Below are 18,338 nucleotides of genomic sequence, written 5' to 3'. Positions count from 1 at the left end.
TCAGAATGTTTTTGCACCTTGTCCTCGAAAATTGTAGAAAACACACGAATTCTTGATTTGGCACAGAACTTGCATTTATATAAAGGGAAAGCAGGATAACATGTTGAAACAGAAAACAAGGGGGAATTCTAATATGACAGCTTTATCTAAATCCAAAGAAATTATTGATCAGACGTCTCATTACGGAGCCAACAATTATCATCCGCTCCCGATTGTTATTTCTGAAGCGCTGGGTGCTTGGGTAAAGGACCCGGAAGGCAATGAATATATGGATATGCTGAGTGCTTACTCTGCAGTAAACCAGGGGCACAGACACCCGAAAATCATTCAGGCATTGAAGGATCAGGCTGATAAAATTACCCTCACGTCACGCGCGTTTCATAACGATCAGCTTGGGCCGTTTTACGAAAAAACAGCTAAACTGACAGGCAAAGAGATGATTCTGCCGATGAATACAGGAGCCGAAGCGGTTGAATCTGCGGTGAAAGCGGCGAGACGCTGGGCGTATGAAGTGAAGGGCGTAGCTGACAATCAAGCGGAAATTATCGCATGTGTCGGGAACTTCCACGGCCGCACGATGCTGGCGGTATCTCTTTCTTCTGAAGAGGAATATAAACGAGGATTCGGCCCGATGCTCCCAGGAATCAAACTCATTCCTTACGGCGATGTGGAAGCGCTTCGACAGGCCATTACGCCGAATACAGCGGCATTCTTGTTTGAACCGATTCAAGGCGAAGCGGGCATTGTGATTCCGCCTGAAGGATTTTTACAGGAAGCGGCGGCGATTTGTAAGGAAGAGAATGTCTTGTTTATTGCGGATGAAATTCAAACGGGTCTCGGACGTACAGGCAAGACGTTTGCCTGTGACTGGGACGGCATTGTTCCGGATATGTATATCTTGGGCAAAGCGCTTGGCGGCGGTGTGTTCCCGATCTCTTGCATTGCGGCGGACCGCGAGATCCTAGGCGTGTTTAACCCTGGCTCACACGGCTCAACATTTGGCGGAAACCCGCTTGCATGTGCAGTGTCTATCGCTTCATTAGAAGTGCTGGAGGATGAAAAGCTGGCGGATCGTTCTCTTGAGCTTGGAGAATACTTTAAAAGCGAGCTTGAGAGCATTGACAGCCCGGTCATTAAAGAAGTCCGCGGCAGAGGGCTGTTTATCGGTGTGGAATTGACGGAAGCCGCACGTCCGTATTGTGAGCGTTTGAAGGAAGAAGGGCTTTTATGCAAGGAAACGCATGATACAGTCATTCGTTTTGCACCGCCATTAATCATTTCCAAAGAGGATTTGGATTGGGCAATAGAGAAAATCAAGCACGTGCTGCAAAACGCATAAATCCGCACCATGGCGGGTTATTCACTTCGTTTGTATAAATTTACAACAGAAAAATCAGCACTCCCTATTTGCTCAGCTACAGTATTTTAGTATAATGTATCTTTATGAGAAGAAGTGAATTTTATATTAAATAGATAGAGACTCTTTGGACAGCAAACTGGGATAGCACCATGCAGATGTTCCAGCTTAGATCCAATACAAGTTGCTGAAGGGGTGCAGAATGTGAATACAAACCAAGATAACGGAAATCAGCTCCAGCGGACAATGAAATCACGCCATTTGTTCATGATTTCATTGGGCGGAGTGATCGGAACCGGTTTCTTCCTTGGAACCGGGTTTACCATTAACCAAGCGGGACCGCTCGGCGCGGTTCTGTCCTATTTAGTGGGCGGCTTTATCATGTTTTTGACCATGCTCTGCTTAGGAGAGCTGGCAGTCGCCTTTCCTGTGTCAGGGTCCTTCCAGACCTATGCCACGAAATTTATCAGCCCGGCCTTCGGGTTTGCGTTCGGCTGGCTGTACTGGCTCGGCTGGGCGGTTACATGCGCCATTGAATTCTTATCAGCAGGGCAGCTGATGCAACGCTGGTTACCGCATATAGACGTATGGATCTGGTGTCTGGTCTTTGCGGCACTGATGTTTATTCTAAATGCAATCACCACAAAAGCCTTTGCGGAATCTGAATTCTGGTTCTCAGGCATTAAAATTTTGATTATCCTTTTATTTATTATTCTCGGCGGAGCTGCCATGTTTGGGCTGATTGATCTGAAGGGCGGAGAGCAGGCGCCGTTTTTGACACATTTTTATGAAGACGGGTTATTTCCGAACGGCATAAAGGCAATGCTGATTACGATGATTACCGTGAACTTTGCGTTTCAGGGGACTGAGCTGATCGGGGTTGCAGCCGGAGAAAGTGAAGACCCTGAAAAAACGATTCCACGGTCAATCAAACAGACAGTATGGAGAACGCTTGTCTTCTTTGTGCTTTCCATCATTGTCATTGCCGGCATGATTCCGTGGAAACAGGCGGGTGTCGTGGAAAGTCCATTTGTTGCCGTATTTGAGCAAATCGGAATCCCATATGCAGCTGATATCATGAACTTTGTTATTTTAATCGCGCTGTTATCTGTTGCGAATTCAGGTTTATACGCATCGACACGTATTCTGTACGCGATGGCGAATGAAGGACAAGCCTTCAAAGCGCTCGGCAAAACAAATCAGCGCGGTGTGCCGATGTACTCGTTAATCGTAACGATGGCTGTGGCCTGCCTATCACTTCTGACAAAGTTTGCGCAGGCTGAAACTGTATATATGGTACTGTTATCTTTGGCGGGTATGAGCGCGCAGGTCGGCTGGATTACGATCTCGCTTTCCCAAATCATGTTCAGACGCAAATATATCCGTGAGGGCGGGAAGATAGAAGATTTGAAATTTAAAACACCGCTGTACCCGGTGCTTCCGCTGATCGGCCTAACATTAAATACGGTCGTGCTCATCAGCCTTGCATTTGATCCGGAGCAGCGTATCGCGCTGTATTGCGGCGTACCGTTTATGATCATTTGCTACATCATTTATCATGTCGTCATTAAAAAACGCCAGCAGGCAAATCGTCAGCTAGAGCTTTAAAAACGTTGTCCGCAAGTCATCTTTGTTATAACCCGCATAGGACATTATCTTAAATGTTGAGGTGGAATCACAGATGGATAAAACGATTTCGGTTATTGGAATGCCAATGGATTTAGGACAAGCACGACGCGGAGTAGATATGGGCCCGAGTGCCATCCGGTACGCTCATCTGATTGAGCGGCTGTCAGACATGGGGTATACGGTTGAAGATCTCGGTGACATTCCGATCAACCGCGAAAAAATAAAAAATGACGAGGAACTGAAAAACCTGAATTCCGTTTTGGCGGGAAATGAAAAACTCGCGCAAAAGGTCAACAAAGTCATTGAAGAGAAAAAATTCCCGCTTGTCCTGGGCGGTGACCACAGTATTGCGATCGGCACGCTTGCAGGCACAGCGAAGCATTACGATAATCTCGGCGTCATCTGGTATGACGCGCACGGCGATTTGAATACACTTGAAACTTCACCATCGGGCAATATTCACGGCATGCCGCTCGCGGTCAGCCTCGGCATTGGCCACGAGTCACTGGTTAACCTTGAAGGCTACGCGCCTAAAATCAAACCGGAAAACGTCGTTATCATTGGCGCCCGGTCACTTGATGAAGGGGAGCGCAAGTACATTAAGGAAAGCGGCATGAAGGTGTACACAATGCACGAAATCGACCGTCTTGGCATGACAAAGGTCATTGAAGAAACCCTTGATTATTTATCAGCATGTGATGGCGTCCATCTGAGCCTTGATCTGGACGGACTTGATCCGAACGACGCACCGGGTGTCGGAACCCCTGTCGTCGGCGGCATCAGCTACCGGGAGAGCCATTTGGCTATGGAAATGCTGTATGACGCAGGCATCATTACCTCAGCCGAATTCGTTGAGGTTAACCCGATCCTTGATCACAAAAACAAAACAGGTAAAACAGCAGTAGAGCTCGTAGAATCCCTGCTAGGGAAGAAGCTGCTGTAATAAGAAAACCCCCGCACCCGCGGGGGTTTTTCATTTATCCAATCATTTTCTCAGCGACTTTCATCTCCTGTGAATGGGTTTGATGGTCTGCAATAAACCAACCTGATAAAATCACCGCTGCGACGCCTGCGCCAATCAGAAATCTTTTCATTTATATAACCTCCGTTCGTTTAATCAGTTCTTCAATCTGTAATGCTTCATAAAAAAAGTGGGAAGCTTCTTTGTAAAGCTCAAGTTCCCTATACCGTTCGCCAGCCAAAATGGAAAGTTCTCTTACACTGTCATACTCTTTCTCGGACAACAAGTCATCCATATGTTGTTTGCATAAGTGAAACGTTTCCGCATGACCTCCTTCTGCATAAATGGCATATAAAATGTCTATTTTTGCCTCACATATTCTATTCGGCTCAGCAGTCAATTTTTCCTTCACTTCTTGGTAATAAGATAAGGCCTGTTCTTTCTTTTTGATCTTAAACAGCTCTCGTATCAGCAAGTAGGCAGAATGATAATAATAGGCGGAGCGGGCATACTCATCGTTCTGTAGAGCCTCCTCTAATTTCGAAACCGCTTCTTCTGATTTGCCGCTTTGCGCATGAAGAAGGCCGAAGTTATGCAAAAGCTGGGCTTCAAAAAAATGATCCTCTAATTCACTCGTGATCCGAATTGCTTCGTCCAAATAAGCCTCAGCTTCTTCAAACTGGCTCATCTCTGTAAAATTGCCTGACATGGTGATCAGGGCTGAAGCCAGCTTCTTTTTATAATCGGTCTCTTCCCTGAACGTTTTGACAGCTTGCCGTGTATGATTGAGGGATACAATATTTTGTCCCAGCTTATAATAGAGCTTTCCGACCTTCAGGTGAAATTCGGCTTTCTCAATCGGATCGGGAATGTTGTCGAGATACTGCTCTGCATCTTTATACAGCCCAATGGCAATGTCATAATTATTTTTATAGGCCTCATACATGCCTTCAAACAGAAAAAAGTAATATTTCAGCATGTCAGACGTAGCATTCATATGAGAAGGCTCCTCATGCTGAAAGCCCTGTCCTCTCGCCTCGTGAAGCAAAACCTTGTGGCGCAGTTCCAATAAGGAGAAGTAGGCAAGCACCTCCTGATCCTCTTCCATGTCATCCAATAAAGGCTTCACTTCTTTAAATAAACGGGAGGACTCTTCCACTTCATGTTTCTTGATAGCAAGGTACCAATCGTTGAGCATGCTAGCGATTTCTGCGGGTGCAATCTTATTCATGTGAAACTCCTTTCTCTAGTGACTTATCAATCTCAGTTGCTTATTCTGATAGTAACACCTCTTTCTATTTTATGTAAAATCCTCTAGTCAATATATGAAGGAGAGATGATATGAAAATCATGCTGACCCCAATGCAGACAGAAGAATTTCGGTCTTATCTCACATACACAACAAAGCATTACGCGAAAGAAAAGGTAAAAGCGGGAACATGGCTGCCTGAGGATGCACAGCTTTTGTCTAAGCAGGCGTTTTCTGATCTGCTTCCGAGAGGGCTGGAAACACCCCATCACCATTTGTGGAGCCTCAAGCTGAATGAAAAGGAAATCGTTGGCTGGCTCTGGATACATGCTGAACCGGAGCATCCGCAGCAGGAAGCGTTTATTTATGATTTCGGGTTATATGAACTGTATCGGGGCAAGGGCTACGCAAAGCAAGCATTGGCAGCATTAGATCAAACGGCACGCAGTATGGGAATCCGCAAGCTGTCCCTTCATGTCTTTGCTCATAATCAGACGGCGCGAAAGCTATATGAGCAAACCGGATTTCAAGAAACAGACGTAGTGATGAGCAAGAAGCTTTAACGAAAAGGGCCGATAAAGGCCTTTTTCTGTAAATGATATCTAAAAATTCTGTAAATAACCTAGTTACTTTCCTTATTTTCCTAATATAATGTGGGTGAGGAAATTACCTTTCCTACACTCACAAGAAAAGAGGAGATCTAATGAAGTTGAAGAAACGAGTGTCGATGTTTTTGGTAGCGCTTACAATGTGCGGCGGCCTGTTTGTTTCTCCCGCCAAAGCCGTAAAGACCACAAATTATGCTGAAGAAATCGCCGCACTGCAGCCAGGCACGACACCGGAAGAAGTCATGAAATCTGCCAGCCAGATTGCCAAACAGCAGCACGTAAAGCAGGACGTTATCCTAAAACAGTTCTATAAGGAAATCACGGCTGATAAAGCAGAAGGAGACCGGCTCGCCAAGGAAAGCGGCATGTCTATCATGGGCGGGTCGTCCGGCACGAATAAACTCCCGACAAGCGCGAAAGGCAATATCTATTACACGAACTCCTACACAGCCTACTACAATCACGGCCACGTCGGCATGTACTCTGCCGCTGACAAAATTGTTGAATCTGTCCCGAGCGACGGTGTCAGGCAGATTGCTTATAATGCCAGAGACGTGGAAGACAACTCCATTGTGCAAACCGTCAGCGTATCCTCATCTCAAAAAACAGCTGCTGCCGACTGGGCGGTATCAAAAGTCGGCGACCCATACTCATTTAACTTCGTCAATAACAGAAATACCGGCCATGACGGCGCCAAAAACTGTTCAAAGCTCCTATGGTCTGCCTTTTTGCTGAAAGCAGGCATTGATATAGACAGCAACGGAGGCTTAGGCGTGTATCCGCGCGACATCACAAGTTCTTCGTATACGACAACCATCATGACCATTTACTAAGGAGAAGGATATGAAAAAGTGGATGATTACCATCGTCATGCTGATTCTCGCAGGAATCGCACTATTTGTCTTCATTTCTCCTCTCAAAAGCCATAAAACCGTAAGTCAGCAGGATCTCAGAAACCCCGATTTCCTGGATGACAAAGAAGTCCTGCTGTATTTCTCATCCTCTGCAGATCAAGATGCATTTGGCGACGGGAAAAGCTACGCCCTGTTTATCAGCCAGGACGGGACGCTGTCTTCCTTTAAGATGAAGGGCCTTGAGCTGGGCTCAGCCAAGGTTCACGGCGACAGTGTGTTGCTGGAGGACAAAAACAAGATTTATACGATCAAAAACGGTCTGCGCTCCCATAAAAGAACCTATCAGCACACAGGCGACAGCGCAGGCTTTCTGCAAAACACGGACGGCTTTTACACCTTATACAACTCCGGCTACGACAAAAAGGGAGACAAATACCGTTCAGAGCTGTACCGCCAGATGGACGGAGAGTGGGAAAAAGACGTCATTCCCTACTACATCCGAGCCTCCGGTTTTCATAACGGCGCCATTTATGCACTCGTCCCGACAGCTGACGAAAAAGGCTATCAGCTCCTCCAGATTCATGTGGATCAGAAGAAGCTCACTTATCACACGATAACGGAATGGCAGTACCGGGAAGGAGCCTCAGTCGAATCCCAGCTTGCTGTGGACGACCAAGCTGTTTATGTTATGGTTCGCGGCCAAAAAGCCCGCAATCTCTATCAAATGGTCAAGATCAACAAAAAAAGCGGCAAAGTAGAGCTGCACGACATCGCCGAATACAAAAACGACGAACAAACGATATACAGCTCCATGCCCTTCAGCTTTAAAAACAGCTTTTTCCCTTATGACGGGAACCTGTATTTCATTGACGGCTTAGGAAAGGTACACAAAATCGATGCCAAGACAGGAAAAACAAGCATCGCCTTCACCCTTTCCCGAGACAAAATGAAAGCCGATTTCAAAGAAATCACCCAAAAAGGCAGCAGCCTCTATTTCTTCACATACACGTATAACAAGCCTGCCTACATTGAACAGTACAGCCTGAAAACCGGAAAGAAAGTGAAAGAAAAAGAGATTGGGAAGGTAAAGGATGTCGTGACGCCGAAGAGTCATTTGAAGCTGTATGATGTTGAGGTGATGAAGGGGTTTTAAGGCAAGGAGGGTAGTATGGGAGCCGTCGCCGTTTTATTTATCGTTTTTGGTTTTCCGATCATCGCAGGTGTATTTGGTATAGCGGGTCATTTTTTATTTAAAAGATTTTGGGTGGCACCGCTCATCGTCCTTATTGCGAGCTTGATATTGTTATTTACGTTAGCTTCGGGCAATGGCTCATTCTTGTTTTGGGTTGTTATGTATACGGGGATTGCTTAGTAACCAGTATTGTCACATTATTTCTCAGGAAATTTTTAATTGATCTCTGTTTATGAAGAGACTGGTGTGAAGTCTCTTTTTTTATTGAATCGAAGTTTGCAGAGATTTTGGGTATGTTTTAGAAACGAATCTAAAGGAGGAATTACATGCACACCAAACGGGTCATTCTTCTGGCAGTTATGATCAGCCTGGTTTCGGCCATTACTGTATTCCTGTTAAATGGAGGTAAAGCAGATTGGTTCGACATCATCGGAACCATTATCGGCTGCTTTCTTGGCATATTTGTTGTTGTAAGAATACAGAAAAAGCAGGCGTGAAAAAGGGAAAGGGTCATGCCGAACCGAAGTCATGTTCAAGGGCCAAGAGTCCAAACACATGAATGGGGGGAATGGCGTTGACAGGAAATAAAGCGGTTGTGTACAAAGGTAAAGGAAACGTGGCGGTGGAGGATATCGGCTATCCGGAGTTAATCTTGAGGGACGGGCCCGGCGTTCCGAAGGCGAATGTGAATCGAAAATGTGAGCATGGGGTTATTCTCAAAGTCATTACAACCAACATTTGCGGAAGCGACCAGCATATGGTCAGAGGCCGCACAACGGCGCCAGAAGGCTTGGTGCTCGGGCATGAAATTACGGGAGAAGTCATTGAAACGGGGCGTGATGTTGAATTTATCAAAAAAGGAGATATCGTATCCGTTCCTTTCAATATTGCCTGCGGACGCTGTGTGATGTGCAAAACGCAGAAAACGCATGTGTGCCTGAATGTAAATCCGGACCGGCCGGGATCGGCTTACGGCTACGTCGATATGGGCGGCTGGGTCGGCGGCCAGTCTGAATACGTCATGGTGCCGTACGCTGACTTTCAGCTTTTGGTGTTCCCTGATAAAGAACAGGCGTTAGAAAAGATTCTCGATTTGACCATGCTGTCGGACATATTCCCGACCGGCTTCCACGGAGCTTACACAGCGGGCGTGCAAACAGGTTCAACCGTTTATATCGCGGGAGCGGGGCCTGTCGGCTTAGCAGCCGCTCACTCCGCTCAGCTCCTAGGCGCCTCCACCGTGATTGTCGGAGATCTGAACGAAGACAGACTGGCACAGGCGAGAAGCTTCGGCTGTGAAACGGTCAACGTACAAAAACACGACCGCCTCGGCGAGCAAATTGAACAAATACTAGGTGAACCAACCGTTGATGCTGCAGTGGACTGTGTTGGCTTTGAAGCATCTGGGCACGGCAATCAAGGAGAAGCACCTGCCGCCGTGCTGAACTCGATCATGGACGTCACCCAGGTCGGAGGCAGCCTTGGCATTCCAGGCTTATACGTGACCGAAGATCCCGGCGCAAAGGATGCGGACGCCAAAACAGGCTCATTAAAAATCCGCTTCGGGCTCGGCTGGGCCAAAGCCCACACCTTCGTCACCGGCCAAACGCCCGCCATGACATACAACCGCAATTTGATGAAAGCGATCCTGAGCGGCAGAGCGCAGATCGCAAAAGCCGTCAATGCCACCGTCATTTCTCTGGACGACGCGCCAAAAGGCTACAGCGACTTCGACAAAGGCGCAGCCAAAAAATTCGTCATCGACCCGCATGGGACACTGAAGTAAAAGAAAAAGCCGGACGTTCTCAGAACGCCGGCTTTATTGCTGGTAATCCGTTTCTTCAAAGCGGTTTCCCTTTTCATCCTGTACAATGAATTCCCCTTCGATTTTGTCCAGTCCAATCAAAATATAAGGGTTTTTCTCATTTGCCGTAGGAGCAGGTTTTCGTTTCACAGTTACAATCGTTTCTTTAGATGAGAATTTGACGTCTGACACTTCAAGCTTCTTATCTTTCTCGCTGCTTCCGAGAGACACAATAACCATTTTTCTCCCTTCTAAAATGGTGAAGACTTGATATCCTTTTACATCATCATGTATTTGAAGGTAATTAGCGTATATTTCTAAGTCTGGACTGCCTTCACCGATTCGATCCTTCTCCAACACCCAATAAGACGGCTGACACCCAACAAGCAGCAACATGATCACAAAAAGCCAAACCCATCTAAAGCGCAAATGCAAACCTCCCCACACATCGGTTACATCCAAACTAACACACGAGCGAAATAGAGTCATCAACAGCTTGTTTGTCGAATTGTGGATAAAACTCAGCCCGAAGCACTACTAACATGTGAATAAATAGGTTATATTGAGAAGAGAACATTTGTAAAAATGGAAGAAAACATCGGAGGATTTGAACATGAAACAAGCGTATTATTCTTGTGAAGAACACATCGAAACGGTGCTGGATATGTACATAGACGACCACGAGCTGCCGCCCGAAATCAGAAAAATCGAACATACTAACAGTTTATCCACAGCCTGTGAATTATGTGGAGACCCCGCAGTATATATAGTGGGGAACGAATGATCTTACACAAAATACAGAAAAGATATCCACAATTGTGGACAATATATATGAATAACTTGTTTCTAAAGTGGGGATGACCTGTGAATATCAATATTGTGACAATCGGAAAACTAAAAGAAAAATACCTCAAGCAAGGCATTGAAGAATACACCAAACGACTTTCGGCCTACGCAAAAATCGACATCATCGAACTCCCGGACGAAAAAGCGCCGGAAAACCTAAGTGACCAGGACATGAAAATCATAAAAGACAAAGAAGGCGACCGCATTCTATCAAAAATCAGCCCCGACGCCCACGTCATCGCCCTCGCCATCGAAGGAAAAATGAAAACATCAGAAGAACTAGCCGATACAATAGATAAGCTGGCTACTTATGGAAAAAGCAAAGTCACCTTCGTCATCGGCGGCTCACTCGGATTGAGTGACGCAGTGATGAAGCGAGCGGATGAGAAGCTGTCGTTCTCAAAAATGACGTTTCCTCATCAGTTGATGCGACTCATACTAGTTGAGCAGATTTATCGGGCTTTTCGGATTAATCGTGGGGAGCCTTATCATAAATAGAGGCAAAAATTTTTGTATATAGGGCGGATATTTACTATTTGAAGCAGGGACAGAAGGGGTTGATAAACCTTCTTTTTCTGTTTAAGAAGGGTACTAGATAAACGATACGCTAGAGCTGAACTAGATTAGATAAAAGACGTTTAGGAGAGCTAAACGACCTTATTCAAACGATAAAATTACATGCGAAAAGGATTTACTTAGCCGCGTATATGAATACTTCCTTGGTAGGTTTGCAAGTGCAGAAGGTAAAGGTGGTGAGAATTATATACTCCTACCAGTGTCGTTAAAACATTAGTTGAAATGGTAGAGCCGTATAAAGGTAGGGTTTATTACCCAGCGTGTGAAAGTGGGGGAATGTTCATGCAAAGCGAAAAGATTGCCGAAGAACATCAAGGTAAGATTTCGGACTTATTGATATATGGTCAAGAATCTAAAACTACAACTTGGAAGCTTTGTAAAATGAATTTGGCCATCCGCGGACTCGATGGAAATATTGGGGTCACATATTCTTTCGAATTTCACGTTCGTTAGAGGTGTTGGTTCTATCCTAGGCAATATCAATACAATCGACCCACATTCCAAGGATACCTATGTATTCACATAGAATTAGCAGTTAAGCTGGGGATAAAGAAACTAGTTTGAAGGTATCCAGATTCGGAAGTTCATCATCTATCTCTATTTCTTGGAAGGGTCGAAAGCATTCTCAAATAATAGAGCATAGGCATAAAAGGGGGCTTAATAATCTTTGAATTAGAGAGAGCTTTCGAAAAAGCAAATTATGATGCAGTTGACGTTACTAAAATATTGATAGCAGGAAAACCTGTTGATGAAATTGAAGTAGCAACTAATCTGGCTGTTAAAGGAATGCTACATATTAAAGAAAAATTCGAATCCATTGAATAAAAAAGCCTGATATATCTAGGACAATCTGTCCTAGACAATTGTCTTCTGCGAAAGATAATTGTCTAAGTCAGGTCATTAAATAACTATTTTATGGCCTGACTATCAAAATCTTTATAATGGAAATAAACAGGTGGCTCAGTTAGTAAAATTCAGTGTCTTGTTTATAATTAGATGAAGTGTCATAGCTATGGACAAAAAAGTGTAGAAATACAGAACTAGGCTATCATAATCACCACCATATGTAAAGTTGCTGCCAAGGTGGAATCTCTGCAAAAGATGCCTCTCATTTAAGTGAACGATCTCAGGGAAGAATCCATTGCAGTACATTTTTGAAGGAAAATATGTTCAACTTCATTTTAGGAGAACTTCTAAGAGAAGCAACCAGAGACGACGAAATAAAGAATTTCTTAAACAAATGAAATATTTTAATGAAGTATCAATGAATGGAAATTTATGTCAAATAGATATAAAAGGGGTTTGATTATCACTATGTCTAATGAAGTAGTATTATTAAATAAAGTTTTAGATGCGAGTTCTAATACAATTTGGGATGAATTGAAAAAGATAAAAGAGTCATCAGAAATAGAAAAAAGAACTATTAGACGTAGGTGGATATGGGAACTCATCCAGAATGCATCGGATTGTACGCCAAAAGGTAAGAAGATAGATATAAATATTTATTATTCTAATCAGAAAATTATATTCAGCCATAATGGGCTACCGTTTTCCTATGGAAATTTATTAGATTTAATCACTCAAATTTCTTCTAAACAAAGTTCAGAAGAAAAGAAAACAGGGAAGTTTGGAACTGGCTTTATGTCAACCCATTTATTGTCAGATGTTGTACAAATTCAAGGGTCTTTTATTCAAGAAGATAATAAGTATAAAAAACTAGAGTTCACTGTTGATAGAGCGGGAGAAAATTATAGCGATATTAAGAATAAAACAAAAATAATGTTAGAACAACTAGAACTATTAACCAAAAGTCAAGAGGCATTACAAGCCACATATGAGGATACAAAATTCATTTATTCAATAGAAGATGAAAACATAAGAGAAGCAGTAGAGGAAGGGATAGTTGATTTAAAAGAATCTATCCCATACGTGTTAGCTTTTAATGAGAATATAAGCTCTATTACTTACAATGGAAATTGTTACAAGAAGGGTAAAGAAAATATTTCAAAAAAAAATGACAAGCTAAAAGTTGTTCGAATTGATGCTTCTGATGATAATAAAGAATTACTAATATTAAATGAAAAAAATGTAACTATTGGATGCACAATTGAGCGTAAAGACAATAAGTTATATTTCTTAGCAATACCTAGTATTATGCCAAAGGTTTTCTGTGAATTTCCGCTATTAGGAACTGAAGAATTTAGTTTTCCTATGATTATTAATTCGAAATTATTTGAAGTAGAAAGAGATAGAAATGCCATTCGAGATAACAATCCGGTTAATTATGAATTAATAAAGGTAGCTGTCTCTTTATATAAGGAATTAATAGATTATTGTGCCAATAGCAGTAAGACTAGAAATGAATTTAATATTTGTATACTAAAACCCAATGTCACATCAACTATTCAAACATATAGCTATAAAGAAGTTAAAGAATATATTGAAAAGAGTGCAATTGTCCCTATTCAGGGTTCAGAGCGAATAGCATATAAAGATAATGAAGGTAAGATTAAAATAGGTATACCAAAGACCAAAAAGAATTTACATAATGATTCACTTTGGGATATTTTGTCTAAGTATAAAGGGTTAAAGATACCGACACGAGATACATACTTAGGTTGGGCTGCGGTTTTTGGAGAGAATGTTGATTTCTCTTGGATGAATAGTGTTCTTAAAGATCTAAATATTGAAACATTAGCCGGCTGGTTGGAAAAAGGTACTTTATGCTCAGATTGGTTGAATACATTTTATTCTCTTTGGATTAGTGATGCAGGAGTTGAAGAAGTTGTAGAATCTGCATTTGTACCGAATCAGATCAATGATTTTGTACAATTTGGTAATATTCATTTGGATAACAATATTGATATTGAATTAAAAGAGATTTTAACATTACTGGGGGGCAAAATTAAAAAACAGCTATTAAACCAAGACATTATTTCATTATATCAATATTTTGAAGAACATCCAGATAGAATTAAGACTAATGAATTATGTTCCGATCAAATAGATATAAAAGTATCACAACTGTTAAGCAAAGAAGCTATTGATAGGGAGGAAAGAAAAGAAGATACTCAAAAAATATTTAATAGATTAACTAATTGGTTCCTAGCAAATCCAGAAAAATCAAAAGAGTGGTTTGAAACTTTATATTCAAAGAGAATGATGTTATCTTCTCCAGAAGAAAATCTTAGAAGATATAAAATAGCAGAAAAAATAGAAGAGAATAATATTAAGTATGAAGATTTAGATGAAATTATTAGTAATCGAGACAAGGTATTGGAAATTATTAACAACGATGAACTGAGTAGAGAAGATATAATCGAACAGTTAAAACATGTTGTTACCTCAACCGAAGAGATGAGACGCTATGTTGAGAATCTAATATTTAGAAGTACAGAAAATATTTTTAATTATTTAAGTAGTCTTAAAGATTATACAGTTCCTGCAACTTTAGAAGAATGGATGAATGAAAAGTATTCTGATACAGTATTTCCAGCTAAGTATAAGAAAGATGACATAAGAATTGTTATTCGTCCAAGTGATTATCAAAAAATAATATTTTATTATGATGAAGAATTAGAGGCTTTAGATGATTACGCCTATCAATTGTGGACGGATGACGGAGAAAAACAAAGAATGGTTACTCTAGGTGATTTGCTTAAAACAACAGGTATATCTAAAATTCCATTAACCAAGATATGAATGAGGTAATTTTTAGTGTTTAGAACAATTAATGATATAAAAAACAAAATAAGTACAAATTATAGAAAGAATACATTATATATACACCCAATTGCCAGTCCTGAAGAAATAGCTAAATTTATTGCTGCATACTCGAACAGTAATGGTGGAGATATTATTTTAGGTATAAAAGATGATGGCATTACATTAAGCATTAAAAAATTTGCATTTAAGCTTAATATAGGCAATATTTTAGATTTATTAGATGGTGAGGTAAAAATTGAGTATAATCGTTTTACATTTCAAGGCAATAATCTTTTTTACATTTCAATTAATAAGTCAGATGAGTTAGTAAAAGTAAATAATATACCTTATAAAATTAATAAAGATGGTGATGTAGAAGAGATGGTAATAAAAAAAGTTTTTATTTCGTATGCGCACAAAGATAGCGATCTAGTTAATATTCTAGAAGAAGAATTGAATAAACATAAAAACATCAAAATAACTCGTGATATAAATGTTACAGCATACAGAGATAGTTTGGACGAATTTATGAAGACTATTAAGGAACATGATTTTGTTATTTCAGTGGTGAGTAGTGCCTATATCAAGTCATTAAATTGCATGTATGAAGTTATGCATTTAATGCAAGATAAAGATTATCTAGAAAAGTTATTTTTTATTATTGTTAGTAGAAATGATGTAAAATACTATGCTGAAAAAAATAGATATGATGGCTTTGAAGCGAAAATTTATGATGTTATGGATAGATTAAAATATATTACTCATTGGAGAGATAAAAAAGTAGAACTAGAGCGAAGTATTAATGAAGCAGGGCTTTCACCAGAGTTAATGGTCAATCTAGCAGTAGATATGCGAAAGTTAAATTCTGTAATTCCTTCAATGGATGACTTCATCAAGTTGTTGAGTGATAAAGTAGGCAGATCATTTACAGAAATGTATGAGGATGAATTCAAGGAAATACTAGATACAATTAATAGATAGTAATACTTTTAACATTAGTAAATATATTATTTCAGGTGGCTTTAAGAGGCTAATTCTTTAAAAAGTATTATTCAAATTCTTCCTTAAATAAACTAAAACAGACAGGGAAATAATTATCCTGTCTGTTTTTTGCCTCTTAAATAACTACGGTGAATGTACCATAAGTAGAGACAAAAAAGTTATAACTGAAAGTGGTTTATGTCTGAAGTGGATAATGGCAGTGAAAATATCATCGTTATCCGTTTCACGATATAGCTTCTGTATAGGTGAAAAGGTCTTGGGATATATTGATCTTGTAAAATTAAAATTGAATTCAATTGGTATATTTAACGCACTGGTGAAAGGCAAATAACCAGACCTTGTTAGCAATTAGCTATACAAAATGAGAAATCATCAAAAAAAAGAGCCCAGAGAATAATCCCTGAACCCCACACCCCTCACTTCATATACCGATACTCCCGCAAACTCTCCAAAATCGCCACTTCCTGCAGCAGTTCCTCACCAACATTCGTTTCCTTCACTTTCTTCCGCTCAAGCTCTTTGTCCACTAATCGCTTCACCGTTAAGACGTCGGTCCCGGTGCTTAGGACTTCTGCCTTGGAGTTGAAGTGTTTATGGGCGACGAGCTGCATGCCGTAGGAGTTGTATAGCAGTGTGTAGCCGGCGATGCCTGTTGTGGATTGGTAGGCTTTGGAGAAGCCGCCGTCGATGACGATCATTTTTCCGTTTGCTTTGATTGGGTCTTCTCCTTCGATTTCTTTTACCGGTGTATGGCCGTTGATGATATGGCCATGATCTGGATTGAGGCCGAATTCTGCCAGGATGTTTCGGCAGGTTTCCTCGTCTTCTCGTAAATAATAATACGGGTTTTTCTTTTCTTTATGCGTTTCCTTCTCTTTAATGAAATAGCGCTCAAATGTTGTCATGGCGCGTTTTCCGAAAAGGGAGGAATACTCGCCTGTCCATAAATACCAAGCCATATCTGTCGCCAGGTCATCGGTTTCTTCCGGGTGGGCAAAGGCTTCCCGTAAGAATCGTTCAAATACATCGAGCAGCTCACGGCCCGCATACGGTTTATCCTCAATCATCATCGTTTCCATATTGCCGTTTTCATCGACAGGAATACAGCCGTGAATCAACAGGTTGCCGTTATATTTTAAATAAAGGCTGCCTTTTTTCATCATAAAATTCATATGGCGGCCCAGCTTTTCGGAATGCTGTACAGAGAATAGCAGCTTGTCTATGACTTCTGCTTCTTCTTCTAATAGCTGGTCTGGCTGCTCCGGATTTATCGTCGCAAAGCAGGTGTTTTCCAGTTGATATGTTTTTCCGTTTAGCGTGATTTCGTTTTTGTCATAATCTATTTTCTCTAATAACAGCCGCTCTTCCATATTAAAGTTCGGCCGTCTCTTGATAATCGGGCTCTCAAGCTTGAATTGAATCATCGCAATCGCTTGATGGATTTTTGTGATTTGCTTAATCTCATCCTCTGGCCTGTTTTCGTCTGCTTTTGGACGGAACGCTGGATTATCGTCATAATATTTTTCGGCCAGGTTCAGCAGCGGTCTCAGGTTGATGCCGTACACGTCCTCAATAATATCCAAGTTGTCGTAGCGGGCACAGATGCGGATAATATTGGCCAGGCACACTTTGGAACCGGAATAGGCGCCGATCCAAAGGACATCGTGATTTCCCCACTGAATATCGACAGAATGATAGTTGATCAGTTCTTCCATAATTCTATCCGGCTGCGGTCCGCGGTCGTAAATATCGCCGACCACATGCAGATGGTCGACCACCAATCGCTGAACGCTGTAAGCAAGACCGGTGATCAGCTTATCGGCTTGGCCAAGCTCAATGATCTGATCAATGATTTCAGAGTAATATTGCTCCTTGTTGCCAGCTTGTTCTGTTTTGTATAGCAGCTCCTCCGTAATATAAGCAAATTGGGCAGGCAGTGCTTTGCGTAATTTGGAGCGGGTATACTTGGAGGAGCAATATGAAACGAGCTTAATCATTCGATGAATCGTTTCTTTATACCACTCGTTTAACGCTGCTTTCGCATCAAAGTCATGTTTGATTAATTTCAGTTTGTCTTCCGGATAATAGACCAATGCTGCTAATTCATCGATTTCTCTATCGTAAATGACACCGCTGAAGATGTCGCGTATCTTCTCTTTGACTCGTCCTGAACCATTGCGCAGCACGTGCTGGAATGCCTGATACTCCCCGTGCAAATCACTGACAAAATGCTCGGTGCCTTTTGGCAGGTTCAATATCGCTTTCAAATTAATGATTTCTGTTACCACTTTTTCTTCACAATCGTATTTTTGTGCGAGTAGATCTAGGTACTTGCTTTCCAAAACCGTCCATCCCCTTTTTAGAATAAACCCCTCTTTATGAGCATGTGCATGATAAGGTGAATTTAAAAGTATGTCATTGTTTTTCATCATTGGACCTTTATATGATAGTACCGCATAACTGCTTTTATAGACAATTAAAACGAGTGAAAGATTAAGGCAGCTAGAGCTGAAAAACCTTTCAGCAGAATCTACGGAGGAGGTTATTTAGTCAAG

General features: G+C 41.6%; 16 protein-coding genes and 2 pseudogenes. 14 read left to right on the top strand and 4 right to left on the bottom strand.

What is annotated here, in order from left to right; genetic code table 11:
• Positions 1 to 133 precede the first annotated feature (133 nt).
• From rocD to rocF, 3 genes are all read left to right on the top strand, one after another.
• Complete coding sequence (rocD, locus tag NYE56_RS20470; protein WP_321541390.1) at positions 134 to 1,339, top strand: ornithine aminotransferase; 1,206 nt, start codon at positions 134 to 136, stop codon at positions 1,337 to 1,339.
• 222 nt (positions 1,340 to 1,561) lie between these two features.
• Entirely contained in the window at positions 1,562 to 2,965 is a 1,404-nt protein-coding gene (locus NYE56_RS20465) for an amino acid permease (RefSeq protein WP_341284350.1), read from the top strand.
• Between the two features lie 73 nt (positions 2,966 to 3,038).
• A complete protein-coding gene (gene rocF, locus NYE56_RS20460) occupies positions 3,039 to 3,929 on the top strand; it encodes an arginase (protein ID WP_003226959.1) in 891 nt (296 codons plus the stop codon).
• A gap of 34 nt (positions 3,930 to 3,963) precedes the next feature.
• Here rocF and NYE56_RS20455 read toward each other — a convergent pair whose 3' ends face one another.
• Positions 3,964 to 4,080, bottom strand: a complete 117-nt coding sequence (locus NYE56_RS20455; protein ID WP_003226961.1) for a Phr family secreted Rap phosphatase inhibitor — start codon at positions 4,078 to 4,080, stop codon at positions 3,964 to 3,966.
• Complete coding sequence (gene rapG, locus NYE56_RS20450) at positions 4,081 to 5,178, bottom strand: response regulator aspartate phosphatase RapG (RefSeq protein WP_341284349.1); 1,098 nt, start codon at positions 5,176 to 5,178, stop codon at positions 4,081 to 4,083.
• Positions 5,179 to 5,288: 110 nt separating this feature from the next.
• Here rapG and NYE56_RS20445 point away from each other — a divergent pair, with 110 nt between their 5' ends.
• The 6 genes and pseudogenes from NYE56_RS20445 (at position 5,289) to fdhA (ending at position 9,636) form a co-directional block, all read left to right on the top strand.
• On the top strand, positions 5,289 to 5,759 hold the full coding sequence (locus NYE56_RS20445; protein ID WP_341284348.1) for a GNAT family N-acetyltransferase: 471 nt from the start codon (positions 5,289 to 5,291) through the stop codon (positions 5,757 to 5,759).
• A 140-nt stretch (positions 5,760 to 5,899) separates the two neighbouring features.
• A complete protein-coding gene (locus NYE56_RS20440; RefSeq protein ID WP_341284347.1) occupies positions 5,900 to 6,637 on the top strand; it encodes a YiiX/YebB-like N1pC/P60 family cysteine hydrolase in 738 nt (245 codons plus the stop codon).
• Between the two features lie 10 nt (positions 6,638 to 6,647).
• Positions 6,648 to 7,811: a hypothetical protein gene (locus NYE56_RS20435; protein ID WP_268749267.1), complete on the top strand. Its 1,164-nt coding sequence runs from the start codon at positions 6,648 to 6,650 to the stop codon at positions 7,809 to 7,811.
• A gap of 15 nt (positions 7,812 to 7,826) precedes the next feature.
• Positions 7,827 to 8,086 (top strand): annotated as a pseudogene (locus tag NYE56_RS20430) (DUF2651 family protein).
• A gap of 90 nt (positions 8,087 to 8,176) precedes the next feature.
• Positions 8,177 to 8,347 (top strand): hypothetical protein, encoded by a 171-nt coding sequence (locus NYE56_RS20425; RefSeq protein WP_187956286.1) that lies wholly within the window; start codon positions 8,177 to 8,179, stop codon positions 8,345 to 8,347.
• 62 nt (positions 8,348 to 8,409) lie between these two features.
• Positions 8,410 to 9,636: a formaldehyde dehydrogenase, glutathione-independent gene (gene fdhA / locus NYE56_RS20420; RefSeq protein ID WP_080121227.1), complete on the top strand. Its 1,227-nt coding sequence runs from the start codon at positions 8,410 to 8,412 to the stop codon at positions 9,634 to 9,636.
• A 33-nt stretch (positions 9,637 to 9,669) separates the two neighbouring features.
• Here the strand turns inward: fdhA and NYE56_RS20415 are convergent, their stop codons facing one another.
• Positions 9,670 to 10,083 (bottom strand): hypothetical protein, encoded by a 414-nt coding sequence (locus NYE56_RS20415; RefSeq protein WP_114523574.1) that lies wholly within the window; start codon positions 10,081 to 10,083, stop codon positions 9,670 to 9,672.
• A gap of 184 nt (positions 10,084 to 10,267) precedes the next feature.
• Between NYE56_RS20415 and NYE56_RS20410 the strand changes: the two genes are divergently transcribed.
• The 5 genes and pseudogenes from NYE56_RS20410 to NYE56_RS20390 all read left to right on the top strand — a co-directional run bounded on the left by NYE56_RS20410 (position 10,268) and on the right by NYE56_RS20390 (position 15,762).
• Positions 10,268 to 10,438, top strand: a complete 171-nt coding sequence (locus NYE56_RS20410; protein ID WP_003219122.1) for a CxxH/CxxC protein — start codon at positions 10,268 to 10,270, stop codon at positions 10,436 to 10,438.
• A gap of 80 nt (positions 10,439 to 10,518) precedes the next feature.
• Positions 10,519 to 10,998 (top strand): 23S rRNA (pseudouridine(1915)-N(3))-methyltransferase RlmH, encoded by a 480-nt coding sequence (gene rlmH, locus NYE56_RS20405; protein ID WP_003226975.1) that lies wholly within the window; start codon positions 10,519 to 10,521, stop codon positions 10,996 to 10,998.
• A 125-nt stretch (positions 10,999 to 11,123) separates the two neighbouring features.
• A pseudogene (locus tag NYE56_RS20400) lies at positions 11,124 to 11,520 on the top strand (N-6 DNA methylase); the annotation flags it as partial.
• Positions 11,521 to 12,390: 870 nt separating this feature from the next.
• Positions 12,391 to 14,778 carry a sacsin N-terminal ATP-binding-like domain-containing protein gene (locus NYE56_RS20395; protein ID WP_341284346.1) on the top strand — a complete coding sequence of 796 codons (2,388 nt, stop codon included), beginning with the start codon at positions 12,391 to 12,393 and terminating at the stop codon, positions 14,776 to 14,778.
• 15 nt (positions 14,779 to 14,793) lie between these two features.
• Positions 14,794 to 15,762 (top strand): TIR domain-containing protein, encoded by a 969-nt coding sequence (locus NYE56_RS20390; protein ID WP_321541398.1) that lies wholly within the window; start codon positions 14,794 to 14,796, stop codon positions 15,760 to 15,762.
• Positions 15,763 to 16,199: 437 nt separating this feature from the next.
• On the opposite strand, the gene fbp is transcribed toward NYE56_RS20390, so the two are convergent.
• The gene (fbp, locus tag NYE56_RS20385) at positions 16,200 to 18,125 is read right to left on the bottom strand and encodes a fructose-1,6-bisphosphatase (protein WP_341284345.1); all 1,926 of its coding nucleotides are present in this window, start codon (positions 18,123 to 18,125) and stop codon (positions 16,200 to 16,202) included.
• Positions 18,126 to 18,338 lie beyond the last annotated feature (213 nt).

The sequence above is a fragment of the Bacillus sp. FSL R5-0603 genome, assembly GCF_038050295.1.
GTDB lineage: Bacteria > Bacillota > Bacilli > Bacillales > Bacillaceae > Bacillus > Bacillus subtilis.
This window is presented reverse-complemented; position numbering and strand designations above follow the sequence as displayed.